Annotated in this window: 17 protein-coding genes, 1 tRNA gene and 3 pseudogenes; 12 read left to right on the top strand and 9 right to left on the bottom strand. The window is 61.9% G+C overall.

Going from position 1 to position 24,731, the window contains the following annotated elements; all coding sequences use genetic code 11:
• Positions 1–91 precede the first annotated feature (91 nt).
• Together JMY28_RS22420 and JMY28_RS22415 are read left to right on the top strand one after the other, a co-directional pair.
• Positions 92–457 (top strand): DUF4212 domain-containing protein, encoded by a 366-nt coding sequence (locus JMY28_RS22420; protein WP_201698110.1) that lies wholly within the window; start codon positions 92–94, stop codon positions 455–457.
• Positions 454–2,472 carry a sodium:solute symporter family protein gene (locus JMY28_RS22415; RefSeq protein WP_201698109.1) on the top strand — a complete coding sequence of 673 codons (2,019 nt, stop codon included), beginning with the start codon at positions 454–456 and terminating at the stop codon, positions 2,470–2,472. Before JMY28_RS22420 ends, JMY28_RS22415 begins: the two co-directional genes overlap by 4 nt.
• 231 nt (positions 2,473–2,703) lie before the next feature.
• On the opposite strand, the gene JMY28_RS22410 is transcribed toward JMY28_RS22415, so the two are convergent.
• Both JMY28_RS22410 and JMY28_RS38995 read right to left on the bottom strand, forming a co-directional pair.
• Positions 2,704–4,107: a hypothetical protein gene (locus tag JMY28_RS22410; protein WP_201698108.1), complete on the bottom strand. Its 1,404-nt coding sequence runs from the start codon at positions 4,105–4,107 to the stop codon at positions 2,704–2,706.
• A gap of 1,363 nt (positions 4,108–5,470) precedes the next feature.
• Positions 5,471–7,708, bottom strand: a pseudogene (locus JMY28_RS38995) (type VI secretion system Vgr family protein); the annotation flags it as partial.
• 300 nt (positions 7,709–8,008) lie between these two features.
• On the opposite strand from JMY28_RS38995, the pseudogene JMY28_RS38990 reads away from it, so the two are divergent.
• Positions 8,009–8,101, top strand: a pseudogene (locus JMY28_RS38990) (transposase); the annotation flags it as partial.
• A 176-nt stretch (positions 8,102–8,277) separates the two neighbouring features.
• Here the strand turns inward: JMY28_RS38990 and JMY28_RS22400 are convergent.
• Positions 8,278–8,368, bottom strand: a tRNA-Ser gene (locus JMY28_RS22400).
• A gap of 164 nt (positions 8,369–8,532) precedes the next feature.
• Here JMY28_RS22400 and JMY28_RS22395 point away from each other — a divergent pair.
• A pseudogene (locus tag JMY28_RS22395) lies at positions 8,533–8,931 on the top strand (porin); the annotation flags it as partial.
• A gap of 86 nt (positions 8,932–9,017) precedes the next feature.
• Positions 9,018–9,689: a nitroreductase gene (locus JMY28_RS22390; RefSeq protein ID WP_201698105.1), complete on the top strand. Its 672-nt coding sequence runs from the start codon at positions 9,018–9,020 to the stop codon at positions 9,687–9,689.
• Between the two features lie 36 nt (positions 9,690–9,725).
• Here JMY28_RS22390 and JMY28_RS22385 read toward each other — a convergent pair whose 3' ends face one another.
• A complete protein-coding gene (locus tag JMY28_RS22385; protein ID WP_201698104.1) occupies positions 9,726–10,142 on the bottom strand; it encodes an HIT family protein in 417 nt (138 codons plus the stop codon).
• 236 nt (positions 10,143–10,378) lie between these two features.
• Here JMY28_RS22385 and cfa point away from each other — a divergent pair, with 236 nt between their 5' ends.
• A complete protein-coding gene (cfa, locus tag JMY28_RS22380; RefSeq protein WP_201698103.1) occupies positions 10,379–11,542 on the top strand; it encodes a cyclopropane fatty acyl phospholipid synthase in 1,164 nt (387 codons plus the stop codon).
• A 67-nt stretch (positions 11,543–11,609) separates the two neighbouring features.
• Here the strand turns inward: cfa and crcB are convergent, their stop codons facing one another.
• From crcB to JMY28_RS22355, 5 genes are all read right to left on the bottom strand, one after another.
• Positions 11,610–11,990, bottom strand: coding sequence for a fluoride efflux transporter CrcB (crcB, locus tag JMY28_RS22375; RefSeq protein WP_158758125.1), 381 nt, complete (start codon positions 11,988–11,990; stop codon positions 11,610–11,612).
• A 178-nt stretch (positions 11,991–12,168) separates the two neighbouring features.
• Positions 12,169–12,915 carry an SDR family oxidoreductase gene (locus JMY28_RS22370; RefSeq protein WP_201698102.1) on the bottom strand — a complete coding sequence of 249 codons (747 nt, stop codon included), beginning with the start codon at positions 12,913–12,915 and terminating at the stop codon, positions 12,169–12,171.
• Between the two features lie 123 nt (positions 12,916–13,038).
• A complete protein-coding gene (gene styD / locus JMY28_RS22365; RefSeq protein ID WP_201698101.1) occupies positions 13,039–14,517 on the bottom strand; it encodes a phenylacetaldehyde dehydrogenase StyD in 1,479 nt (492 codons plus the stop codon).
• A 54-nt stretch (positions 14,518–14,571) separates the two neighbouring features.
• Complete coding sequence (locus tag JMY28_RS22360) at positions 14,572–15,546, bottom strand: hypothetical protein (protein ID WP_201698100.1); 975 nt, start codon at positions 15,544–15,546, stop codon at positions 14,572–14,574.
• Positions 15,547–15,553: 7 nt separating this feature from the next.
• Positions 15,554–17,536: a primary-amine oxidase gene (locus JMY28_RS22355; protein WP_201698099.1), complete on the bottom strand. Its 1,983-nt coding sequence runs from the start codon at positions 17,534–17,536 to the stop codon at positions 15,554–15,556.
• A gap of 207 nt (positions 17,537–17,743) precedes the next feature.
• On the opposite strand from JMY28_RS22355, the gene JMY28_RS22350 reads away from it, so the two are divergent.
• The 6 genes from JMY28_RS22350 (at position 17,744) to JMY28_RS22325 (ending at position 24,723) form a co-directional block, all read left to right on the top strand.
• Complete coding sequence (locus tag JMY28_RS22350) at positions 17,744–18,760, top strand: AraC family transcriptional regulator (RefSeq protein ID WP_201698098.1); 1,017 nt, start codon at positions 17,744–17,746, stop codon at positions 18,758–18,760.
• Positions 18,761–19,074: 314 nt separating this feature from the next.
• Positions 19,075–20,526 carry an APC family permease gene (locus JMY28_RS22345; RefSeq protein WP_201698097.1) on the top strand — a complete coding sequence of 484 codons (1,452 nt, stop codon included), beginning with the start codon at positions 19,075–19,077 and terminating at the stop codon, positions 20,524–20,526.
• Positions 20,527–20,685: 159 nt separating this feature from the next.
• Positions 20,686–21,897, top strand: a complete 1,212-nt coding sequence (locus JMY28_RS22340) for a porin (protein ID WP_201698096.1) — start codon at positions 20,686–20,688, stop codon at positions 21,895–21,897.
• A 117-nt stretch (positions 21,898–22,014) separates the two neighbouring features.
• Positions 22,015–22,758 carry a (Fe-S)-binding protein gene (locus tag JMY28_RS22335; RefSeq protein WP_201698095.1) on the top strand — a complete coding sequence of 248 codons (744 nt, stop codon included), beginning with the start codon at positions 22,015–22,017 and terminating at the stop codon, positions 22,756–22,758.
• Positions 22,755–24,149, top strand: coding sequence for a lactate utilization protein B (locus JMY28_RS22330; protein WP_201698094.1), 1,395 nt, complete (start codon positions 22,755–22,757; stop codon positions 24,147–24,149). Before JMY28_RS22335 ends, JMY28_RS22330 begins: the two co-directional genes overlap by 4 nt.
• Positions 24,136–24,723: a LutC/YkgG family protein gene (locus tag JMY28_RS22325; RefSeq protein WP_201698093.1), complete on the top strand. Its 588-nt coding sequence runs from the start codon at positions 24,136–24,138 to the stop codon at positions 24,721–24,723. Before JMY28_RS22330 ends, JMY28_RS22325 begins: the two co-directional genes overlap by 14 nt.
• Positions 24,724–24,731 lie beyond the last annotated feature (8 nt).

Raw genomic sequence — 24,731 nt, 5'->3', positions numbered from 1 at the left:
GCCTTGCCTGGCGCCGCGCACAGCATCGATCCCCGCTTTGCCCCGCATTGCCCCTGATTGCCGGCAATACGCGTTTTTGCTACACAGGCGCATGGCCGCGCCACACACTACACCGCAGAACAATCTCAATCCATTGCCTGAGCCGCCCCCGGTGAGCGAGGCGATGGCTCGCGCGCATCGGCGCTACTGGCGCTTCAACGTCGCGCTGATCGCCGTGCTCATGACGATCGGCTTTCTTGTCTCGTTCGTCGCGCCGCTCTTTGCGCGCACGCTCGCCGACGTGCGCTTCGCGGGCTTCAGCTTGCCGTTCTACCTTGGCGCACAGGGCGCGATCCTGCTCTACGTGCTGCTCGTCGCGATCTATATCGTGCTGATGCAGCGCGCCGACCGCGTGCTGCAGGCCGCGCTCGAAGCCGACCTCGCCATACGCGAGGCGAGCAGGGCCCAGCAACGATGAAGCTCGCGCACCGGCTGATCCGCTCCTACGCGCTGTACACGCTCGGCTTTCTCGCCTTTGTCTACGTGATGTGGCGCATCGAGCTCTCCACCGGCCCCGGCATGTGGATCGGCTACGTGTTCCTGTTCGTGCCGATCGCGGTGTACGCGGTGATCGGGCTGCTCTCGCGCACTTCCGACCTCGTCGAATACTACGTGGCCGGGCGGCGCGTGCCCTCGTTCTTCAACGGCATGGCGACGGCCGCCGACTGGCTTTCCGCTGCGTCGTTCATTGGCCTTGCAGGTTCGCTCTACGCGAGCGGCTACGACGGACTCGCTTATCTGATGGGCTGGACAGGTGGCTACTGCCTCGTCGCCTTCCTGCTCGCGCCGTATGTGCGTAAGCTCGCGCGCTATACGATTCCCGACTTCCTCGGCACGCGCTTTTCGAGCAACCTCGTGCGCGCGCTCGCCGTGCTTGCGACCATCCTCTGCTCGTTCGTCTACCTTGTCGCGCAAATCCAGGGCGTGGGACTGATCGCCACGCGCTTCATCGGCGTGGACTTCGCCATCGGCATCTTTTGCGGGCTGGCGGGCATACTCGTGTGTTCGTTTCTCGGCGGCATGCGCGCCGTCACGTGGACGCAGGTCGCGCAATACATCATCCTGATTGCGGCCATCCTGATTCCAGTCTCGCTGATCGCGCATCGCGACGGCCTTGGATGGCTGCCGCAAGTCGACTACGGCAGCGTGATGCAGCGCGTGGAAGCGCTCGAGCACGACGTGCGCGGCGCGAGTGCCGAAGCCACCGTGCGCGACGAATACCGCAAGCGCGCGGCGCAGTGGCAGACGCGCCTCGACACGCTGCCGCAGTCGTACGTCGCCCAGAAGACGCACCTCGTCGAGTCGCTTGCGGACCTGCGCCGCCACAACGGTCCGCTGCGCGATATCGATTCACTTCAGCGTGAATTGAACGCTTTCCCGCGAGACGTGGACGCCGCACGCATGGTGTGGACGCGGCAGCGCGACGACCTGCTTGAGCGCGCCGCGCCGCCCGTACCGATGAACGAACCGTTCCCCGCCGCCGACGATGCCGAGCGGCGCATTCATCAACGCAACTTCCTTTCGCTACTTCTGTGCCTTTCACTGGGCACAGCGAGCCTGCCGCACATACTCACGCGCTATAACACGACGACCTCGGTGGCCTCGGCGCGGCGATCGGTCGGCTGGACGCTCTTCTTCGTCGCGCTGTTTTATCTGACCGTGCCGGTGCTCGCGGTGCTGATCAAGTTCGAGATCCTCACGCATCTGGTGGGGCAGCGCTTCGACGATTTGCCGCATTGGGTCATGCAATGGCGGCGCGTCGAGCCGTATCTCATCGGCATCGCGGATGTGAATGGCGACGGCGTGGTGCGCTGGAGCGACATCCAGATGCAGCCCGACATGGTCGTGCTCGCCGCACCGGAAATCGCCGGGCTGCCGTACGTGATGTCCGGGCTCATCGCCTCGGGTGCGCTCGCGGCCGCGCTCTCGACTGCGGACGGTCTGCTGCTCACGATCTCGAACGTGCTTTCGCACGACGTGTACTACCACATGGTCGATCCGAGCGCGTCGAGCCAGCGGCGCGTGACGATGTCGAAGATCCTGCTGCTCGGCGTGGCGCTGTTCGCTTCGTATGTGGCGTCGCTCAACGCGGGCAACATCCTTTTTCTGGTGGGGGCGGCGTTTTCGCTCGCGGCGTCGAGTCTCTTTCCCGTGCTCGTGCTCGGCGTGTTCTGGAAGCGCACGACGCGTCTGGGCGCCGTGGCCGGCATGATTGCTGGCCTGACCGTGTGTGTCTATTACATCGTCTCGACGTACCCGTTCTTTACGCAGCTCACGGGCTTTGAGGGTCCGCGATGGTTTGGCATCGAGCCGATCAGTTCGGGCGTGTTCGGTGTGCCAGCAGGCTTTCTTGTGGCGATTGGCGTGAGTCTGCTCGATCGTAAGCCTGACGCGTATACGGTTGCGTTGGTGGACTATATCCGCCATCCGTGAGGGCGGGGACCTGATTGCCGGTGTGCGGTCGAGCACTTAAAAGGCGGGCGGGAGAGCAGATACTGAAGGCCTCTCGTTCCCGCGCCGGTCCTCGAAGCAGTACGCGGGAATTTGGCGTCGGGCCACGGCCCGACGTCTTTTTCTGCTGCCGGGATTTCGATATCGTTTGCCACCTTGCCGTACGCGGGGGTTTTTGCTCTGAACACGCCATCTCACATGACGTATCGCCGCTCACACGCCAAGCCACTGCCAGTAGTGATATGGCGCATATCCGCCCAAACTGCTGAGCTCCGGCGCTATCTCACCAACACGCATATAGCGCTCGAATTCGGGATGTGTTTCGTCTCTGTCACCCAAGCCCATCATCAGGGTTCGAGCTACCCAACGCCCTTCGCGGGCGCAGGGCTTACCTGGCTTGCATCGTGCCTCTAGCGCCAGGTCAGCATCCCATACCCAACGGTCAGACGCACGGTCAAGGGTCGCGGTTCGCTCGCCTCTGAGCAGGCCAACGACGAACTGGCCGCGTTCGCCGCTGGCGGACACGTTGCGGTAGTAACCGGGTTCGACAACCGCTTCGCCGGGGCGGACCGGTTGTGACGACATCTTCTGCCGCTGGTGCGCTTCGTAGTCATTCCACTCGTCGGGTGTCGAAGGATAGTCAGTGTCGAAAGTGAAACTCGGTGACTTCTCCGAATTGGACCCAAAATTAACACGGCTTAAATTTGGAGCATCGCCCAACGTCGTCATGGTGGTGACTATCAAAACACCAAATTTATAAGTCCCTTTAGGAATTTTACCGTGCGGCCTAACGCGAAATTTGAATGTTACTGATCCGCCGGCCGGAATCGTAACAAAGGTACCTGATTCGCCCATAGTCAGATTTTCCGTTTTGATCGATAGTTCAGCCTTGTTCGCAATCTGAAGTCCCGCAAGGCTGGCTCTCCACTCATCGGTCCCTTCGATACGCTTTCCGCCGATATCAAGTTTTTCCTGCCAAATTGCCTTCCATTGATCTGGGGTTCGCATGCTAATGGCGTACTGTCCACCGTTGACGAACGTTACCCCCACTAGAAAGTCCTCTTTCTCGCGTTGAACCTCCGAAACTGTCACGCCGATCCTTTCTATTGCGCGACCGTTTCTAATATATTTCTCTAGTGATTTTTGGTAAAAATCAAAAACCTCAAGTGCCAAATCACGTTGCAGGTCGGACAGACGGCCTTGATGCCTGATGGGTTTTCCGTCCTGCATGCAATTGATCGAATAAATATTTAAGGTGTCGATGGGTAATTTGTTTGCCGGTGACGCACCTGAAGCTTTACATAATTTTCCGAAAACATCTGAAGCCCTTCCGATATCGTCGTTTGACATCTGGGCATCAATTACACCCGCTCCATCGAATTGCTTGTCAAACGCATTTGACAAGTTCACACGAATTTTCCCCGACTCGACCCATACGCCGACGGAGTTTGTGCCAAATTGATGATCGCCCAGTATGCTAACAGAGAATCGCTCGACTACGGAATCGTCCATTTTTGCATTAGCTATTTTCGGCATAGTGAACACTCCAAGAAATAAAATGATGAAAAGCGCATTAGTAATTGATTTTGAGAGAATAAATCCGATTTTCTTAACCATCGTAGCCAATTCTCCACTTCTTCCAGCGCTTTTTGTCGCCGCTTGCCTGCGATTGGTGCTCCCCAGTCAATTCGCAGAAGTGTCGCCTGATATATTCCAGATAGTAGGGATGGACGGTCGCGCTCGGCGAATTTTTTGCGCTTGAAATCCGCTTATTACAGCCGCCCCCCATCACGTTTTTTGCTGAACTAATTTGCCACGTCTCTTTGGTTGCGTTAGCGTCACCCAATATGAAATTTAATTTTTTATCTTTGATGTACTGTTCGTGAACCCAGCCTCCGAATTCGGAATACTCGTCAGGGTAGTTGAAGAGATGGCCGCATTCATGCGCCAGGACGTTCGTATCATATGGCATGTCTTTCCAGATTGCACTCTTATCGGGCTCCGCTTCGGGATACATGTTTCCTTCCCCCCAAGAGCCACCATCAGCGCGCTGGGTTTTGGGGAATAGATGAATTGTCTTGTGCGCCTTCTTTGTATTTGGCGTTTCCGCTGCATTGACGCTAATTGATAGATCGACTTTGAATACGACTGACACACGGCATCCGCAAGCAGTGTCCCTGGAGCAACCATTCAAGATTAGCTTGCTCTTATGCTCGTTGAGGACAGACTCAATCTGACTGGACTTTGCGAAGGCGTCAAAATTCGGCCCCGTCGAATTTCTGTATTTCATGACATATCCATTTACCGGCCTGTCAGTTCCAAAGGCGACGGCGAAGGCATGTATGTCGTGATGATATGGTATCGATTGCGGTTGTCCGTCTGTTCCTGGTATCAGTACTCCCGATTCATCACATTTAAACAGATCAACTGGAATGACCTGCACGCGTACCGTCGCATAGAGTGTTTTCTTCTCTTGGTCATATGACAATTCAAATGCAGTATCAAATTGCGCACCCGACAGGGATTGCGCATCTGGCCATGCATTTTTGTGGTCATCAACGCCGTGATACTGTCCCGTTTCCGTTGTGTCCGTACACTCCATCGTGAACGCCGGCGTATGCCAGTCACAAACAACGGGCGGAGCCAACTTGATCGGCACGCTTGCATCATCCGCACGCGGCTTTTTCGGCTCGTGCGCCGAATCCTGATCCGCGCTAGATGATGCGTCAGGCGTATTTGTGGAACCTGTAGCGCCTTGCTGCGGTGGTTGTGGCGTCGACGATCTTTTTGACGAGGAAGCGGGGGCGGCAACGGGGTCTGGGGCTTCGGGGTTGCCAGTCGCCTGATTGCCCAGGTGGTCGCAGTCTGAGGTTTCTGGAGCGGGCGGCGGTGGTGCAGTATTGTCCGCGCCAACTGGACGACGCCACGCGTTGCAGCTGAATGTAAACGGCACGATGGTCGACGAAAACGCAGGTGCCGCCAGATGCATTTGCGCCTTGCCCTTCTTCTGGACCGTGATTGTCTTGAGGAACAGGTCACCGGGTCCGCCGAGCGTGATACTGCCGTCCTTGAACTGGATGAACGCACCGCCGCACTCCAGGATGATTTCCTTGGCAGCCGAGACCATGACCTTTCCGGTGGTGCTGGCGATGGCCATGTCCTTGTCGGAGATGAACGCCATGGGGCCGCCCTGGGCCTGGAATTCAACCGGACCTTTGGCCGCAAAAATCTTGATGCCGAACTTCTGCGCGAACAGCGATATCCTTTCGCCTGCCGCAACGGTCCAGCGTTTCAGCACGGTCCAGTCAGTGCTTTTTCCCGCGACGGCATTGATACTGTCCTCCGCCGCAAACTGGATGCCCTGGCCCGCGACAAGCGCCGCCGATGCGGGCGTGCTCATCAGCAGCCCCGGTTGCTTCAGGCCATCCAGATCGTCCTTCACCTGTTGCTGCGCGTCGGTGTCGGCAGGCTCGGCCTTCGCGCTGCTCGCGGATGCGGCGAGCGCCTTCGCGGTCGCCAGTGCGCTCTCAAGTTGCGCAATTGCCTCATGCATGTCCAGTAGCTGGCCGGTTGCGTCGGGGCGGTCGTATGTCGTCAGGTGCAGGCCATTACCCGCGCGGCTAACCCCGTAACCGGATGTGCGAAGCTCAAAGCCCTCACCTCTGTAGTCGAGTTTGTTGTTAACCAGGTAACCCAGATTCAATTGCGACTTGCCCGAGTGTTCCGTGCTGAGTTTGATGCCTTCCTGACCCGCCCAGTCTTCCATACGCAGTTTGTTGTTCTTCTGCGTGCGGATCACGTTGCGCGAGAGCCAGCGCCGATCGTTTGTGATAAGGTCGCGCGCCTGGCTATGGTGGTGAAAGGCCGTGATTTCCGGCTTGTCCGGGTCGCCGTCGCGGCACTGGATCACCGCCTCGGCATCGTCCAGCGCCGGAAAGTGCATGCCGGTTTGCAGCTTGCCAGCGAACGGTTTCGCCAGGCGTAGCGGGACGCTTTCGCCGCCGTTGGACCACCTTTCGAAGTCCGCATCGAAACGCACCGTATAGTGGCCTTCTGCGGTTATGTAGGAGTACGTGTAGGAATCCGGACTTGTGACGCGTGCCGAGAGGGTGCCGGTCACTTTGGCCCAGGTCTGGGGTTCCAGCTTGAGACGGAAGCGCCGGTCGGCGGGAATGGCCCTGTAGCGGTTCGTATAGGGCTTGTCGCGTGCGCCGCTGTGCGTGATCTCGACAATCAACTGGCCTTTCGGCGCATCGGGCAGAACGATATCCGTTTCGAACACGCGCCCCGGCTGCAACGCCAGCACATTGCTCTCGCCTTCATAGACAATCTGCCAAGCAATCGCCGCTTCGTGGCGAAGCTGCGCCTCCCATTTCGCCCCGGCCTGGTCCAGGTGGTGAGTCCCGTACACATACGGCGTGCCGTAGGTGGTTGGGTCCTGCGGTGCGACGTTTGCGCTATCCCGAAAACGCTCCCACGCTTTTTGCGGGCTGTAATCCGCGACAATGAACGACTGCCGCACGGTCACGGCATGGGTCTTGATCGACGCGACCGCTTCGACGCCGCCGGCCTCCAGGCCAGCCGCTTCGCGATACGGCACAATCAGGCGCGGCTCGTAGAGGTAGTGATCCACGTCATCGCCATAGACCACCTGATCGCCGTATTCGGTTTCCTGGATAAAGAAGAAGACGCCGGACTTCTCCTGCATCATGTGGGCATACGCACTATCGGCCATGCCGTACTGCATGCGGAAGGCATGCTTTGGATAGGCGCGGCGCAGCCGGAAACTAAACTGATGCTCACGCATCCCGTGTTCGCGCAGCCCCGCCGCCAGAATGTCGGGCGTGCTCGCATGCTGATAGATTTTCGTGCGCGTGACCGCCGCCAGCCGTCCGACGTGCGACTTCAGGACGATTTCATGCCTGACTTCATCGTTCGTGCCTTGGGTGACAGAGAAACGCTCGATATAGCCTGAAAACTTCCGCACGGTTCCATCGTCGGCCACGATGCTGAAAACAGCGTCGAGGTTCAAATAGTCCGTGCGGGGAAGTCGCTGTGGGTGGGTCAGCGTAATGCGGACCTCGGTGGGCTGGCTCATCGCCTCGGTCGCCTCGAATGAGACCACCGAGAGTTGCGCCGCAGAATCAACGCCGGGAACGCTCAGGTAATACTCCTGGCGGCCCGGTATATCTGGCAGCGCTTCTTGCAGGTATGCCATCGGCTGGCCTCCTTGCTGATTGTCGTGGGAGACGCGGCCCGGTACATCGGGACTGCATAAGTGGGGAAGGCCGCGATGCGGAGCTATCTAAGCCCTACAGCCTTTTAACCGTGGCGCGCTCCCGCCTCAATGCGGCCCAGTCTGAAAGTTGCGATTTATTGACGGTGAGCAATAGCGCTGGCGGCGCGTCCGCGCACGGCGCGGCACCTGCATGTTGCGATGGTTGTCCTTGATGCACTTGATCTGCGCCCCGCGTTTGGTACGGTGACGGTGTAGAGTCCGACCGAAAGAGGAACGGCAATGAAGAAGCGATTCAACGAAGAACAAGTCATCGGGATCTTGAAGGAAGCCGAGGCTGGCCTGAAGCCAGCAGAGCTGTGCCGCAAGCACGGCGGCGGCCTCAATCTGTGACGGGATTGGGCTGTTCGAGCCGGAGTTCGGTCGGTGGTACTTTGTCGCGCTCCAGAGGATTGAGCGGCGCAGGTATCGACGCGCACGTGGTTTATTTTGTGGGTCGAAAAAACGAAAACCCCGTAAGTCATTGACTGTACGGGGTTTTTATTTAGTTCTGGCGGAGAGACGGGGATTCGAACCCCGGATAGGCTATTAACCTATACACGCTTTCCAGGCGTGCGACTTAAACCGCTCATCCATCTCTCCGGCGGGAGGCGAATTATAGCAGAGTCCGCGCGCAGGAGGAAAGCGCACGTGCAGAAGCTGGCACGGTCTGCGCTTTGCAAAGTCCGCCACACCCCCTAAGCAACGCAGAAATCGTTCGTTCCCCGCTTCCCAGGCTTTCCGTAACGTTGCCGCACCGGCCTTGCTATTCGGTGGGAGCCTTGAGTTTCGGGCTGGCCTACTCGAACACGCAATACGGAAACGATGCGTACTCGACCTTCCACCAAACCGCGAAATTCAATAGCGGCTCGGCGTTCCTGAACTATCAGATCACACCGGCACTGCGCGCGGGCGCGGGCTACAACTACACGTCGCTCACCGGCCCCTCGTCTGCGCACTACAACCAGGTGAACCTCGGCGGCGATTACTCGCTCTCCAAACGCACCGATCTCTACGCGCTCGCCGGTTATCAGAAGGCGAGCGGCCGCACGCTCGACGCGAAGGGCTCGAGCACCGTTGCGCAGGCATCGATCGGCGACTTCGGCGTGAGTTCGGGCGTCGACAATCAGGCGCTCGTCGTGGTGGGCATCCGTCACAAGTTCTGACGCCAGCGCGGACCCATGCGGCGAGCGTCGGCAGCCGCGCGGGGGATCGCCGATAATGCTTCGTCGATCCCCCGAGGAGAATCTGCTTGAAGGTCAGCGAAGCCGTTACCAGCCGCAAGTCCGTGCGTCAGTTTTTGCCCGATCCGGTGGACCCCGCCGTCATTCGCCGCGTGCTCGATACCGCTGCGCGCGCGCCCTCTGGCGGCAATCTGCAGCCATGGCATGTTCATGTCGTGGGCGGCGAATCGCTCGCGAAGCTCAAGTCGATCATGGCCGATCGCGTTGCGCAGGCGCCTGGGGGCGAGCAGATGGAGTACGACGTGTATCCGCGCGAATTGGGTTCGCCGTATCGCGAGCGTCGTTACCAGGTGGGCGAGGATCTTTACCGCAGCATCGACGTCGCTCGCGAGGACCGGCCTGGCAGGCTGCGGCAGTTCGCGCGCAACTACGCTTTTTTCGACGCGCCGCTCGCGCTTTTTTGCAGCGTGGATCGTCAGATGGGGCCGCCGCAATGGGCCGACCTCGGCATGTTCCTGCAGACGGTGATGCTGCTCCTGCGCGAAGCCGGCTTGCATAGCTGCGCGCAGGAATGCTGGGCGCGCTACGCGCAAAGCGTCGGCGAGTTTCTTGCCTTGCCACGCGAACGCATGGTGTTCTGCGGCATGGCGGTCGGTCATGAAGACACGCGCGCGCCCATTAACCAATGGCGCTCGGCTCGCGTACCGCTCGACGAATTCGTTCAATTCGACGGCATTTGAGTTTTAAAAAGAGCCAACGTTAGAAATACACATCGTTTACAGTGCGGCGCGAATGCGCACGGCGAGCGCTTCGAGCTGAGCCATGTCAGCCATTTCACGCGCGTGCGGGCGAAGTTCTTCGCCCGCGCGGCGCGGAATCAAATGAAAGTGCACGTGCGGTACGGTCTGTCCGGCGGCGGCGCCGTTGAACTGCGCGATGAGCAGGCCTTCGGGCGCAAGCACCTTGCGCACCGCAGCCGCCATCTTCTGCACCGTTGCCATTGCGGCGGCGCCGGCTTCCGGCGAAAGATCGTAGATCAACTCGGCGCCTTCCTTCGGCAGCACGAGCAGGTGGCCTTCGGATTGCGGCATGACGTCCATGATCGCGAGCGTCGCGTCGTCCTCGTACACCTTGATGCAGGGTGCTTCGCCGCGCACGATGCGCGCGAAGATGTTCTTGTCGTCGTAGGCCATGGTCGGTCTCTCCAGTTTGTGCTCGCCGTTTGCTCGCGCCGCGGCGATGGGTTTTGTCGAGTTTGCGATTATGGCCCGCCCTGTATGGGCTGTGCGTGTTCCTGCACATTTTTTGAAGTGGGTGCATCATAGAGTTTCTCGCGGCGCGCGCGACGACGAATGTCTTGATAGCAACCTTCTTGAATGGCACCGGAGCAAGGGACTAAGGACCCAACTCCAGCCGACATGGAGCACGTATGGCAACGACTGATCTCGAAGCAGCTCCCTCCGTTCGTGAGGCCACCGTTTCGGGGGCCTGGCGGTTTACAGCCCAGCTATTGGCGCGTGCAGACGTGAAGTACAACGGCACCCGGCCGTGGGACATGCGCATCCACGACCCGCAGGTGCCCGAGCGCGTGCTGGCGCTAGGCAACCTGGGCCTTGGCGAGGCCTACATGGACGGCCAGTGGGACTGCGAGCAGCTCGACGAATTCTTCGCACATGTGTTGCGCGCGCATCTGGATGACCAGATCGATCCCTCCCGTCTCGTCTTCTACGCGCTCAAAGCGCGCCTCATGAACCGCCAGACCGTGCGCCGGGCATGGAAGGTGGGCCAGCAGCACTACGATATCGGCAACGAGTTCTACGAGGCGATGCTCGGCAAGCACATGGCCTATACCTGCGGCTACTGGTCGGGCGGCGCGAAGACGCTCGACGAGGCGCAGGAGGCAAAGCTCGATCTCATCTGCCGCAAGCTCGGCATGAAGCCCGGCATGCGCCTGCTCGACATCGGGTGCGGCTGGGGCAGCCTCATGAAGTTCGCGGCCGAACACTATGGCGTGTCGTGCGTGGGCGTGACGATCTCAAAGGAGCAGGCTGCGCTGGGCGCCGAGCGCTGCAAGGATCTGCCGGTCGAATTCCGTTTGCAGGACTACCGGTTGCTCGACGAGAAGTTCGACCGCATTGCGAGCGTGGGCATGTTCGAGCACGTGGGTCCGAAGAACTATCGCACCTATATGGAAGTCGCGCAGCGCTGTCTTGCCGACGACGGTCTCTTCGTACTGCACACCATTGGCAAGAACCGCCGCGACACGACGCCCGACCCGTGGGTCGACAAATACATCTTCCCGAACGGCGAGCTGCCGACCATCGGCCAGATCGCAGACGCATCGGGCGGTCTCTTCGTGACCGAAGACCTGCATAACTTCGGCGCCGACTACGACCGCACGCTCATGGCGTGGCACGCGAATTTCGAGGCCGCGTGGCCGCGGTTCAAGGCCCAGATGGGCGAGCGGTTCTATCGCATGTGGCGTTACTACCTGCTTTCGTGCGCTGGGGCGTTCCGTGCGCGCGACATCCAGCTGTGGCAATGGGTGTTCTCGAGGAATGGTTTGCTGGGCGGCTATCAGCGTCCTGCCTGATCTTCCCGTCGCATCACCCATGCGGCCGCGATTCGCGAATGGCGAACGCGGCCGTTTTCTTTGCGGATCAGCGAATCAGTGCCGAGACCGTTGCGATCCCAAGGATCGTCATGATGACCGAGGCGCATACGTGAATGGCGATCTCGCCCGCGGCCCAGCCGAAACGTCCGTGCTGCAGATGCGAAACGACTTCGGCGGAGAAAGTCGAGAACGTGGAGAGGCCGCCCATGAGGCCGGTGATCACGAAGAGGCGCCATTCGGCGGAAAGCTGCGGCATGCGTCCGAAGTACGCGACCGCGACGCCGATCACATAGCCCGCGATGATGTTCGACGCAAGCGTGCCGAGCGGCAGCTCGGGGTAGAGGGCGTTCAGGCGCAGCCCGAGAACCCAGCGCAGCAGCGAACCGAGCGCGCCGCCAATGCCGACGGCGAGGATGGACAGATACATGGTCTGAAGTGGTTGAGGGCGCAATATGAGCCGGCGCGCCATGCCGCCGGCTCTTTTTTCTACCGTTTTCGAGCACGGAGTGTAGCACCGGCTGGGACCAGCGGTTTCTTGCCACGGCGCTTTGCCCTCAGACCACATCTTGCCCGGATACTGTCGCGAACCCACGCCGGGCGGCGTGTCAGACGATCCCGCCGTTCGCGCGCAGCACCTGGCCGTTGACCCAGCCGCCGTCCGGGCCCGCGAGAAACGACACGACACTCGCAATGTCGTCGGGTTGCCCGAGGCGCTGCAGCGGCGGCAGGTTCGCAAAGTGCTGGATCTGCTCTTCGGTCTTGCCGGTGACGAACAGTTCCGTCGCCACCGGCCCCGGCGCGACCGCGTTCACGCAAATGGCGCGTCCGCGCAATTCGCGTGCGAACACGCGCGTGATCGTCTCCACGGCCGCCTTGCTCGCCGTATAGAGCGCGTAGCCGGGCAGGTTCATCGCGAGCACGGAGGTCGAGAAGTTGATCACGCGGCCGCCGTCCGCGAGCTTCGTCGCCGCTTCTCGCAGCGTGTTGAGCGTGCCGCGCACGTTGATGTCGAAGGTTTCGTCGTAGAGTGCGTCGGTCGATTCGGCAACCGTGACCGTTTTCATGATGCCCGCGTTATTCACCAGCAGCGTGGGCTGGCCCAGCGTTTCGGCGGTGGTTTCGAAGAGCCGGCGCACTTCATCGGCCTTCGCGATGTTCGCTTGTACGGCGATGGCGCGTGCGCCGCCCGCTGCGATCTTGGCGACGAGCGCCTCGGCTTCGGCGCTGCGCGAAGCGTAGTTGATGACAACGGCGTAACCGTCGCGCGCAAGACGCTCGGCAATGGCGGCGCCTATGCCGCGCGAGGCACCCGTGACGATGGCGATGCCGCGCGAGTTCGTGGATGCGTTCATGATCGGAGTCCCGCTCGTGAGTGGTGTGAACGGGCTCGATCATGAACGAAACCACGGCGGCGATCATTGCATGCCGCCCGGTTTCATCATTCCATTTCGATTAACAATGCCGCACTGCGGCACTCAATAGGCGATGCAGACGGATTTTGTCTCCGTATAAGCGTCGATGATCGCGCGGCCATGCTCGCGGCCAATGCCCGAGGCCTTGAAGCCGCCGAAGGGCAGCGCCGGATCGACCATGTTGTGCGTGTTCACCCATACCGTGCCCGCCTGCACGCCGTCCACCACACGCAGTGCCCGGTCGAGCTGGTTGGTCCAGACGCTAGCGCCAAGACCGTACTCGGAGGCATTCGCCGCGGCGATGGCTTCCTCGACATCGTCATACGGCATGGCGACGAGCACCGGCCCGAACACCTCTTCGCGCACGACGGTTAGCGGCTTGTTGGCCGCGTTCGAGATCACGGTGGGCTCGATGAAGAAGCCGGGACGATTGCCGTCGCCGCCGCCTGCCACGATTTCGCCGCCTTCGGCGCGTCCCTGCGCGATCATCCCCGCGACCTTGGCGCGATGGCGCGCCGAAACGAGCGGGCCCATCTGCGTGGCCGCGTCGAAGCCTGAGCCGAGTACCGTTGCGCGCGCAACGTGTGCGATGCCATCGACGATCTGCTCGTAACGCGCGCGCGGCAGATACAGGCGCGAGCCAGCCGTGCACACCTGGCCGTGATTGAAGAAGATCGCGGCGGACGCGCCTTCGATAGCACGCTGCGGATCGCAGTCGTCGAGCACGATCACGGGGCTCTTGCCGCCCAGTTCCAGCGACACGCGTTTGAGGTCGCTCGCGCATTGCTTGCCAATGATGCGGCCCACTTCGGTCGAGCCGGTGAAGGTGACCTTGTCCACCTGCGGGTGGCGCACCAGCGCCGCGCCCGCCGTTTCGCCCTGGCCCGTGACGACGTTGAACACGCCCGGCGGAAAGCCGGCTTCGTGCGCGAGTTCGGCGAGGCGTATGGCCGTGAGCGGCGTTTCCTCGGCGGGCTTGAGCACGACGGTGCAGCCGCAGGCGAGTGCAGGGGCGATTTTCCAGACCGCCATCAGCAGCGGGAAATTCCACGGCACGATCGCGGCGACCACGCCAGCGGGCACGCGCCGCGTGGAGGCGTTGTAGCGCACGCCGGGCGGGAACGCGAGCGAGAGATCCACGGTGCTGCCCTCGATCTTGGTCGCCCAGCCGGCCATATAGCGCAGCCATTGCACGCTGCCGCCCACTTCGAGCATCTTCGAGAAGCCCAGCAGCTTGCCCTGGTTGAGCGTTTCGAGTGCCGCGAGTTCGTCGCCGTGCTGCTCGACGAGATCGGCGAGCTTGAGCAGCAGGCGCTCGCGCGCGGCCGGCGACAGACGTCGCCACGTATCGGCTTCGAAAGCGCGACGCGCGGCCGTGACGGCGGCATCGATATCGGCATCGCTGGCGTCGGGCGCCTGAGCGATCTCGGCGCCGGTGGCGGGATTGAATACGGCGAACGTGCGGCCGTTGCCGCTTTCGCTAAAACGTCCGTCGATGAACATCTGCGTGCGGATCGTGTGCGTGAAGTCCTGGCGGTCCATACCGTCTCCTGGTTTCGGTAGTAATGCGAATGTTTTTCGGTGGTGGTTTCAGTGTCAGTCGATTGTGCTGCCCGCAGCGAGTGCGGCTGAAGCGGAGTAGGGCGTATGCGTACGGATTCGGCGTGGCGCCGCGAATGCGTATGCACATGCAAGATTGAGCGCGCCGCCAACGAGGAACAGCACGTAGAAACCTTGTCCAAAGCCCCATGACGTGGTGGCGAGCGCCGCGCCTGCCAGCATGCCCGCATGGTGTGCGAGGCCGGGGCAGCCCGCGCCCGACGCGCGAGACGCTCGCCCGCCGCGCATGAGCGTGGGCAGCGTCAGATAGTCGAATACGGCGAATGCGGGCGCGGCGACCGCCGCCCACGGCGCGAGCGAATCGAACGTGAGTGCTGCGAGCAGCGAGCCGCGCAGTACGAAGAGCACAAGAAGCGCGCGCTGGTAATCGACGCGATCGGCGAGCCAGCCTGCGAGGCTCACCGCGGCGAGCGATATTGCTACCTGTGTCACGGAAATCGCAGTGCCTCCGCAGAGCGCGAAGAACTGGAAGCGCGCGAGTACGCCGCTCGATAGCCCAGCAAGCAGCGCGGGTGCGATGAGCAGCATGCCGTTGCGCCACGCGGGTGTCGCTGCGTGCCTATGCGTCGATCTTGCGGCGCGCTCACGCGTATGCCGCAAATGCAGGCACGCGACGGCGATCAGGGCGACGCCGCCCAGTATGAGCGGCGTCTCTGCGCCCGCTGCGCCTGCGCGCGCGCCTTCGGCCATTGCCGCCATCGTGAGGACGAGTGCGCTCGCGACCGGTACGGTGGCACGCGTGACGAAACAGCGTGCAAGCGCGCCGGGAATCAGCGCCATCGCAAGCAAGGCAAGCGCGCTCGCGGCGAATGCGGCAAACGGCGCGCCTGCCTGCATTGCCGTGATCATGCCGCCTGCGGCAAGCGCGCTTGCGCCGCCCGTGATCGCCGCCCAGACATACAGGAGGCGTGCCACGTGCATCACGGCCAGGCGGCGCTCGCGCGGCATCATCGCGTGCTCACTGCTTGCTGTGGCAGCACGATTTGGCTTCGGGCGCGTCCCCGCCGTCCCGCACGCTGTGCGGATCGCGGCCGCCCGGCAGGTCCATCGCCGGATTGCCGTGGAAGAAGTTGTTGGGCTTGAGCATGAAGCCCGCATACTCCACCGGCATCACGGGGAAATCCTCGGGCTTGCACACGTGCGTGTGGCCGAAGCTGTGCCACAGCACGATGTCCTCGTTCTCCACGTTGCGGTTCGCCTCGATATAACACGGCAGGCCGTCGCCGCCCGCGTGCTGGTTCGGGTAATCGCCGCTCGCGTAGCGCTGCGTCATGTCGTACGGCGTGACCCACACGTGGCGCGTGGCGAAGCCGCCGCGCTGGCGCACCTTCGAGTTGGGATCGGCGAGCATGAGTGGGGAGTCGTTGACGATGAGCTTGTAGCCCGGATTCGCGCCCACACGGTTCTTCACGTTCGGGTTCACGACTTTCCAGAAACGCCCGGTTTGACCGTTGGCGTTACGCGCCGCTTCCTGCTCGGTCTTGAGCACGCGCTTCGTCGTATCGAACACATTGCCGTACGGATTCTCCGCACCCATAGGTCGCGGCGCGAATTCATGCTCGGTGACGGAATTCTTCTCGCCGTCCACCATCATGTGCAGTCGCGCATTGAAGAAGTGCTGATGCGTTGGACCGCCCAGGTTCTCCGTGACCATGCCGCCCCACGGGTACGTGTCGCCATCCGCCACCGCCGAGGTCTGGATGATGCCCGTGAGCTTGCATTCGAGCTGGATCGTGCCGTCCTGATAGAAGTACCAGTAGAAGCCGTAGTCGTAATTGCCCACGGTTGCGAAGAACGAGATCACGAGACGGCGCGAGCGGCGCATCTCGAACACGCCGGTGCGGAACTCATAGTGCTTCCAGAGCGTGCCGTAATCTTCTTCGTGCAGGCACACGGCGTTCTTCATGGTGAAGCCGTTACCGAAGTCGTCGGCGGACGGAATGTCGAAGTAGCGGATCGTGCCGAGGCAATCGCAGCCCAGCTCGAGCTGGTTCGCGAGCTTGCCGAGCCCGTATTCACCCGCATCGAACGCGCTTTTCCAGTAGTGGTTGGTGGTGGGGTCCGAGTAGGGCACGCACATCTCGGTTACGCTCGCGCGGTAGACGATAGGGCGCGGCGCGCTCTTGCCGTCGTCCCAGGTGATCTGGTGCAGCACGAGCCCTTCGCGCGGCGTGAAGCCCACGCGGAATTTCCAGTTCTGCCAACTAACCTGCCAGCCGTCTATCGTAAAGCTCGGCCCTTCGGGCTGGCTGATCGAGAGCGGCTTGACGGTGGCGCGCGGCTCGCCCAGGCTCGGCGTGTCGTAGTTGTGTTTTGCGCGCGGAATGGGGATGATGCGGCCGTCGTCGATCAGCTCGATCACCTTGTGCGCAAGCAGGTCCACCACCGCGACGACGCCTTCGATGGGGTGCGCATAGCCATTGTCGGTCAACGACTCGCGGTAGTAGCTCACGCAGCGCACGAGGCGGCGGCCGTTTTCGTTCGGACGGTCGAAGGCGCCCGCCGAGAACGGATCGACTTGCACGCGCTCGAGCTCGTCGTCACTCAGGCCGCGTTTCTTGACGGCCTCGCGCCACGCAGCGTCTTCCTTCACGATGCGCTCCGCATTCATGAAGTCTTCGATCATCACGGGTGGCTGACCATAGGGCGCGCTTTGCAATGCGAGCGCCTTGCGCAATTCCACCTTCTTCTCGCGCAGGTCCACGACGAATTCAAGCGTCTGGCTGCGGGTGCGATCGATCGCGATGACGAAGGCGCGGCGCGAATAGTAATCGCCGGGCTTGTAGGCGAGCACTTCCGCCTTGGGCGGCTCATGTAGTTCGGTGACGGGAAAGCGCCCGTATTCATCGAGCTGCTCCGCGGCTTTCACGATGTCACAGGCAAGCTGCATTTCGGCGAGGCTCAACGGGTCGAGCGGATGCGCGTTCGGATTCGTGTTCATAAGCGTTTCGTAAGGATGACGGTGGGCGCAACATGGCGTGCAACGGTATGAGGAATTCGCATTCGTCTCACGCAATGCCGATGGGTCAATCGTAGAAACGCCGTATTTTTTTCGCGCTTGCAGAACGCGCCAAAGGGGCGATAGAGTGCGCCAGAGACGATCGATGGTTAAAACCACCGGCGCATACAGGCCCAAATGGAGCGAGACATGAAAAGAGTGCCTGTCAATAGCGGTTTCCCGATGATTCGTGGCGCTGTGATGGGTCCCATCGTGCGTGCGCTCGACGCCGCTGGTGCGGACTGCGATGCATTGCTGGCCGAGTTCGGCTTGAGCCGCCGGCAGCTTTCCAATCCCTATGAAATCGTGGCGTTGGGGCGTTACGTGGGCGCATTCGAACGCGCTGCGCAAGTGCTCGACGAACCCTTTCTCGGTCTGCGTTTAGGCGCCGAATTGCAGCTCACGGAACTGGGGCCGGCTGGCCTCGTCTTCATGTCGTCGCCCACGCTCGGCGCCGCGATCCGTAAGTTCACCGATACGCTCGGCTCGTGGCAAAGCGCGACGGCCGTCGACCTCGTGACCGACAATGCATGGCCGATGTGGAGCTACCGCATCGCCCATACGCAGATCTGGCCGCGCCGGCAGGACGCCGAATACAGCGTGTCCGCCATGTGCCACATGATTCGCCAGGTGCGGGGCGCGGCGTGGACGCCGTGCGAGATTCATTTCGAGCACGCGGCGCCCGAGGATCTCAAGCCGTATATGCGCCTCTTTCGCGTGCCGGTGCGCTTCCAGCAGCCTGCGAACGGCGTGGTCGTGCACCCGCACGATCTCGACACGCCGCTCAAGAGCGCCGACGTGCAGATGGCGCGCATGATGGAGCGCCACGCCACGGACCTCATTTCGCGCGACACGATCCCTCATACCCTCGTGGACCAGGTGCGCGATCTCGTGACGCGCCGGCTTGCGCGCGAGAAGCTCGTGGTCGGCGATATCGCGAAGGACCTCGGGCTCTCGGACCGCTCCTTGCAGCGGCATCTCGCCGATGCCGGCACTTCCGTACGCCAGATCATTCGTGAGGAGCGCGAACGCAGCGTGGCGGTGCTGCGCGAGCAGGAGGGCATGACCAACGCGGCTGTGGCTCGCGCAGTGGGTTATGCCGATGCCACCGTGCTATGGCGCGCGACGCGCAACTGGGGCCGCGCAGGCGTCAAACGAACGCGCTAGTGTTTAAGTCATGAAAGCGAATTGATGGCTTTCAGTAAGTTTGTAAGCTGAATAAAGTACTAATTCCCAGCTTGCGGTATTGATAAGGATGCCGAAGGTAATATCGACCGCTTCAACGCGGTTAAGTGAAAACCCGCTCCAGCCCTGGCGCACTTTATCGAGTAATTGGCGCGTTGCGCCAAGTCGGCGAATTTATTAGCTGCCTACCATGCGCTCAATCCGAATCGGCAAATTCGATTCGTCGAGCGCCAGAGGCACGCGGTTCTTCATCGTGTCGTATGGCGAACCCAGAACCGACACCAGCAGAGGCAACGATGAACGAACCGTATTCTCCCGCTCACCTCGTTGGAGACGACGTGGCAGTGGACTCAAAGCGCAGCCTGCTCGGGCTTTGGCAGATCGTCTTTCTGGTCATTTCCGCAGCGGCGCCGCTCACCGGCATGCTGGGCGCAGTGCCGCCGGCCATCAGCCTTGGCAACGGCGCGGGCATTCCCGGAGCATTCGTGATCGCGGGGTTGGTGCTGCTCGTATTCAGCGTGGGCTTCGCTTCGATGAGCCGGCACATCGTGCGCGCCGGCGCGTTCTACGCTTACATCACGGCGGGTTTCGGCCGTCCCGTCGGCATGGCCGGCGCGTTCGTCGCGCTGCTCTCGTACACGAGCATCCAGATCGCGCTGTACGGCCTGTTCGGCTTCTTCTGCACGGTGGTGCTCGGGCCATTGATGCATGGTTCGCTGCCGTGGTACGCGTATTCGTTCGCGTGCCTCGTCGTCGTGCAGTTCACCGGCATTCGCGGCATCGACCTGAACAGCCGTCTGCTCGGCGTGCTCATGTGTCTCGAACTCGGCATCCTGCTGGTGCTGAGCCTCGCGATCGTGATTCATCACGGCGGACCGGACGGCCTCACGCTCGCACCGTTTTCGCCGCGTCATGTGTTCAGCGGTCACCTGGGCATCGCGGTGATGTTTGCGCTCGCGTCGTTCATCGGGTTCGAGGCCACGGCGATCTACGGCAAGGAGTGCCGCGATCCGAAGGTTACCGTGCCGCGCGCGACCTATGTTTCCGTCACGCTGATTCTCGTGTTCTTCGCGTTTGTCACGTGGGCTATCGTTTGCGCCTACGGCATCAGCAATGTCCAGGACGTGGCGACCAAGCAGCCGGGCGACTTCTGGTTCATCCAGTCGACGAAGTACCTGGGCGGCGCGATGACCACGACGATGAGCTTCCTGCTGCTTTCCAGCATCTTCGCGAGCCTGCTGTCGTTCCACAATACGATCGTGCGTTACATCCACGCACTCTCGGGTGAAGGGATTCTTCCGTCCGCGCTCGACCGCTTGCACCCGAAGTATGGCTCGCCGTATCTCGCGAGCTATCTGCAGACGCTTTCGGTTGCGGTGCCGGTGGGCCTTTTCGTCGTCGCGGGCAGCGATCCGTTCAATATCGTGTTCAGTTGGGGCTCGGCGCTCGGGACCATCGGTATCGTCATGCTGCAGGCGGTCACGAGTTTCTCGGTGGCGGCATTCTTCCGCGCCACGAAGAAGGACACGCGCCTCTGGCACGCATTCCTCGCACCGGTGCTCGGCGGCTGCGGTCTGCTCTCCATTGGCATCGTGCTGATCGGCAACCTCGACGCGCTCGCCGGCTCCGATAGCCCCGTCGTGCGCGCGTTCCCCTGGATCGTGCTTACGGTCGCGCTAATCGGCGTGGCGATTGCGTTCATCCTCAAGCGTTCGCGCCCGGATATCTACGTGCGATTCGGTCAATAGGACCACACCGGGCACACGCCGCGACGCGCTGCGCGTGAAGCCCTCGGTTCAAGCAGTTCCCAGCAGTTCCTGACAAGGGCGGCGCGCGAGGCGCGCCGCGCTCCGGTCGCACACGTGCATGCAGCGGCGCGGCCCACCTCTCTTCGAAAAGACAACGACATGGCAAATACCGTCAAGCGCACGGCGCTGGCGTTGGCTTCCTGCGCCCTCGCGATTAGCGCGCACGCGCAATCTTCAGTCACGCTTTACGGCACGGTGGACGCGGGCCTCATTTATTCGACCAACCAGCAAACCACGCACGCAGACGGCAGCACGAGCGGCCACGCGAACTGGCAACTGGGCGGGGGCAACCTTGTGCCGTCGCGCTGGGGCCTCACGGGTAGCGAAGACATCGGTGGCGGCACGAGCGTCAACTTCACGCTGGAAAACAGCTTCTTTTCGCAGAACGGCGCGCTGCTGCAGGGCGGCACGCTTTTCAACCGCAATGCCTGGGTGGGTGTTGCAAACAGCCGCTACGGCACGCTCACGCTGGGCCGCCAGTACGATCCGTTCTCCGACGACCTGGGCGCCTATGTGTCGAGCAACAACTGGGCAACGCTATATGGCGCGCACTTCGGGGACGTGGACAATCTCAACGAAGCGTTCAACTTCAATAACTCGATCAAATACGTAAGCCCGAGCTTCGGCGGCTTCACGCTAGGCGGCCTGTTCAGTTTTGGCGGCGTCGCGGGGAATTTTTCGCAGAACCGCGGCTGGTCGCTGGCTGCGAATTACGCTAACGGGCCGCTTTCGCTTTCCGCGGGTTATCTCGAGTTGCGCAATCCGCTGCAGGCAGCGCTGGGCGGCGAGAGCGGCTATATCGGCGACTTTAGCTGCAGCAATCCCAATGCATCGTACTGCGAACTACAAAACGCGCAACGCATTAGCATTTTTGGCGCGGGCGGCTCGTACGCGTTCGACAAGGTCAGCGTGGCGCTGAGCTATACGCACACGCGTCTCTCGCAGAGTCTCTATTTCGCGGACGCGGCGCGGCCACAAGGCGCGGACATCTCGTTCGACATCGCTGAGGTGAACACGTCGTGGCAATACTCGCCCGCGCTGCAGTTCGGCTTCGCTTATATCTTCAACGATGCGCATCCGGACGGCGGATCGTCCACGCGGCTGCATCAGATCAACCTGGGTGCGGTCTACAGCCTGTCCAAGCGCACGGCAGTTTATGCGGTGGCGATCGGGCAGAAGTCGTCGGGGGCAGGGCTTGGGATCGATGCAGCGAGCGGTGCCACGCAGAATCTCGCGCAGATCCCGAATCTCGTGAATTCGGACACCGACAAGCAGCTAGCCGTGATCGCGGGCATTCGCCACAATTTTTAAACGAGCAGTTGCGGCGCATGATGCGCCGCGGCAACCCAGGGCGCGCGCACGCTTCGCGCGACGCCCGCGCCGTTCGGCAGTAGAATGTTCGGGTCCGCTTTTCGTGTGAGCCCGCGCATGAAAGTTGCCTTGTTCGTCCCTTGCTTCATCGACGCGTTCTACCCCGAGGTGGCAATCGCCACACTGGAACTGCTAGAGCGCTTCGGCTGCGAGGTCGACTATCCGCTCGAGCAAACCTGCTGCGGCCAACCCATGGCCAACAGCGGCGCGCAGGCCGAGGCAGCCGGCGCGGAGCGGGTGTTTGCGCGCGCCTTCTCGGGCTACGACTATATCGTCGGGCCTTCGGCGAGCTGCGTGAATCACGTGCGCGACCACTTCACCGCGATCGAGCAGACCGACGCCGTGCGCAAGGTGCGCGAGAGCACGTTTGAACTCGTCGAGTTCTTGCACGACGTGCTCGGCGCGCGCGAATTTCCCTGGGCCGAATTTCCCTGGCGTGTGGGCTTGCACAATAGCTGCAGCGCGCTGCGCCATTTGAAGGAAGCGTCCGTTTCGGAAATCGCAGGCCCGGTGTTCTCGAAGCCGCTCGCGCTGCTCGAAAATGTGAAGGGCATCGAGTTCGTGAAGCCGGCGCGCCCCGACGAATGCTGCGGTTTCGGCGGCACGTTCGCCGTGACCGAAGAGGCGGTGTCGGTGCGCATGGGCCAGGACAAGGTGGTCGATCACGTGAGCGCGGGCGCGCAATACATCGTTTCCGCCGACATGTCCTGCCTCATGCACCAGCAGGGCTGCGCCGAACGCATGAGCGCGGACATCCGCTTCATTCACATTGCCCAGGTACTCAACGGAGCGCGCGAATGAAGCGAGTCGAACACGCGAAGCTCGCTGGCGCGTTTCTTTCGCGCCCGGAGCATGTGGCCTTTCACGACAAGCGTCTTTGGGATTTGCGCTCGAAGCGCGACGCGCAGGCTCACGCCATTCCCGAATGGGAAATGCTGCGCACGCTCGCCTCGCAAATCAAGGCGCATACACTCTCGCATCTCGCCGACTACCTCGACCATTTCACGCGTACGGCGCAGGCCAACGGCGTACAGGTCCATTTCGCAGATACGGCCGAGGAGCACAACGAAATCGTTCATCGCATTCTGAGCGAGCGCGGCATGACAGCGCTCGTGAAGAGCAAGTCGATGCTCACCGACGAGTGCGAAATGCGCCCGTATCTGGAATCGCGCGGCATTTCGGTGATGGAGACCGACCTTGGCGAGCGCATCCAGCAACTCGACAAGCAGCCGCCGAGCCATATCGTCGTGCCCGCCGTGCACAAGCTGCGCGACGACGTCGCCGAAGTGTTCGGCCGCACCATCGGCACGGACCCGCACAACACCGACATTCACTATCTGGCGGAAAGTCAGCGCATGAATACGCGGCCGTGGTTCGTGCGCGAGAAAACGGCAGGCATGACCGGCTGCAATTTCGCGGTGGCCGAAACGGGTACGGTGGTGGTGTGCACCAACGAGGGCAATGCTGACCTTTCCGCCAACGTGCCGCCGCTGCATATCGTCTCGATGGGCATCGAGAAGCTGATTCCGCGCGTTTCCGATCTCGGCGTATTCGTGCGCATGCTCTCGCGCAGCGCGCTCGGCTCGCCGATCACGCAATACACCTCGCATTTCCGCGCGCCTCGGCCCGGTGCCGAAATGCACTTCGTGCTCGTCGACAACGGCCGTTCCGAGCGGCTCGCCATGCCCGAGTTCTGGTACTCGCTCAAGTGCATTCGCTGTGGCGCGTGCATGAATACGTGTCCCGTGTACCGGCGCAGTGGCGGCCTTTCATACGGCAGCACCTATGCGGGGCCGATCGGCGCGATCATCAATCCGACCTTCGACCTCAAGCGCTTCAGCGCGTTGCCGTTCGCTTCGACGCTCAACGGCAGCTGCACGAATGTGTGCCCTGTGAAGATCAATATTCACGAGCAGATCTACCAGTGGCGGCAGGTTATCGCGGCACAGCACGAAGTGCCGTTCGTGAAGCAGGAAGTGCTGAAGATGGCTGGCCGATTGCTCGGCAGTCCGACGCTTTATCGCGGCACGGTGAAGTCGCTCGAGGGCGCGTTGCGTCGCTTGCCCAACTTCATGCTCTACAACCCGCTCAATATTTGGGGCAAACAGCGCGATCTGCCGCATGTGCCGCGCACCACGTTCCATACGTGGTACCGGAAAAACCGCAAGGGAGGCGGCGATGGCGGATCGTGAGGCGTTTCTCGCGCGTGTGCGCGCCGCGCAACCCGCGCACGAACCGTTGCCCGAGGTGCCGCTGTTCGCCGCGCCCGCCGGCGATCTGCGCGAGCGCTTTGGCGCCGCGCTCAAACTGATGGGCGGCGGCGAGACGCAGGTGCAAAGCGCGGCCGATGTGCGCGCAATGATCTTGCGCCGCTTTGGCAGCGAGGCGCGGATCGCCTCGGCCACGCCGGAGGTGCAGGGCACGCGCGAGGTCAGTGCTGCCACGAAGCCGGCCTCGCTCGAAGACGTCGACGTAGGTGTGGTGCGCGCGCGCTTCGGCGTGGCGGAAACGGGCTCGTTGTGGCTGAGCGAGCGCGAGTACGTGGTGAACGCGCTTGGCTATCTCGTGCAGCATCTCGTGGTGCTGCTCGATCCCGCGCAACTGGTGGCGGGCTTGCAGGACGCTTACCGGCGCGACGATTTGCGCGGCGCGCGCTACGCGGCGCTCGTTACGGGGCCGTCCGCGACGGCCGATATCGAAGGCGTGCTGATTCAGGGTGCACAAGGGGTGAGGTCGTTGACGGTGGTGTGGCTGCCGGCGCCGTGACGGTTGCA

It is taken from the genome of Paraburkholderia hiiakae, from assembly GCF_904848665.1.
Classification (GTDB): Bacteria; Pseudomonadota; Gammaproteobacteria; order Burkholderiales; family Burkholderiaceae; genus Paraburkholderia; species Paraburkholderia hiiakae.
Note: the sequence above shows the minus strand (reverse complement) of the source record. Positions and strands in the feature narration are given on the sequence as shown.

What these genes read in the sequence shown, in the direction of transcription:
- JMY28_RS22420 (WP_201698110.1), top strand. Translation starts at nt 92, where the DNA reads ATGGCCGCGCCACACACTACACCGCAGAACAATCTCAATCCATTGCCT.
- JMY28_RS22345 (WP_201698097.1), top strand. Translation starts at nt 19,075, where the DNA reads ATGAACGAACCGTATTCTCCCGCTCACCTCGTTGGAGACGACGTGGCA.
- crcB (WP_158758125.1), bottom strand. Translation starts at nt 11,990, where the DNA reads ATGTATCTGTCCATCCTCGCCGTCGGCATTGGCGGCGCGCTCGGTTCG.
- styD (WP_201698101.1), bottom strand. Translation starts at nt 14,517, where the DNA reads ATGGACCGCCAGGACTTCACGCACACGATCCGCACGCAGATGTTCATC.
- JMY28_RS22355 (WP_201698099.1), bottom strand. Translation starts at nt 17,536, where the DNA reads ATGAACACGAATCCGAACGCGCATCCGCTCGACCCGTTGAGCCTCGCC.
- JMY28_RS22330 (WP_201698094.1), top strand. Translation starts at nt 22,755, where the DNA reads ATGAAGCGAGTCGAACACGCGAAGCTCGCTGGCGCGTTTCTTTCGCGC.
- JMY28_RS22350 (WP_201698098.1), top strand. Translation starts at nt 17,744, where the DNA reads ATGAAAAGAGTGCCTGTCAATAGCGGTTTCCCGATGATTCGTGGCGCT.
- JMY28_RS22415 (WP_201698109.1), top strand. Translation starts at nt 454, where the DNA reads ATGAAGCTCGCGCACCGGCTGATCCGCTCCTACGCGCTGTACACGCTC.
- JMY28_RS22410 (WP_201698108.1), bottom strand. Translation starts at nt 4,107, where the DNA reads ATGGTTAAGAAAATCGGATTTATTCTCTCAAAATCAATTACTAATGCG.
- JMY28_RS22340 (WP_201698096.1), top strand. Translation starts at nt 20,686, where the DNA reads ATGGCAAATACCGTCAAGCGCACGGCGCTGGCGTTGGCTTCCTGCGCC.
- JMY28_RS22325 (WP_201698093.1), top strand. Translation starts at nt 24,136, where the DNA reads ATGGCGGATCGTGAGGCGTTTCTCGCGCGTGTGCGCGCCGCGCAACCC.
- cfa (WP_201698103.1), top strand. Translation starts at nt 10,379, where the DNA reads ATGGCAACGACTGATCTCGAAGCAGCTCCCTCCGTTCGTGAGGCCACC.
- JMY28_RS22360 (WP_201698100.1), bottom strand. Translation starts at nt 15,546, where the DNA reads ATGATGCCGCGCGAGCGCCGCCTGGCCGTGATGCACGTGGCACGCCTC.
- JMY28_RS22370 (WP_201698102.1), bottom strand. Translation starts at nt 12,915, where the DNA reads ATGAACGCATCCACGAACTCGCGCGGCATCGCCATCGTCACGGGTGCC.
- JMY28_RS22385 (WP_201698104.1), bottom strand. Translation starts at nt 10,142, where the DNA reads ATGGCCTACGACGACAAGAACATCTTCGCGCGCATCGTGCGCGGCGAA.
- JMY28_RS22335 (WP_201698095.1), top strand. Translation starts at nt 22,015, where the DNA reads ATGAAAGTTGCCTTGTTCGTCCCTTGCTTCATCGACGCGTTCTACCCC.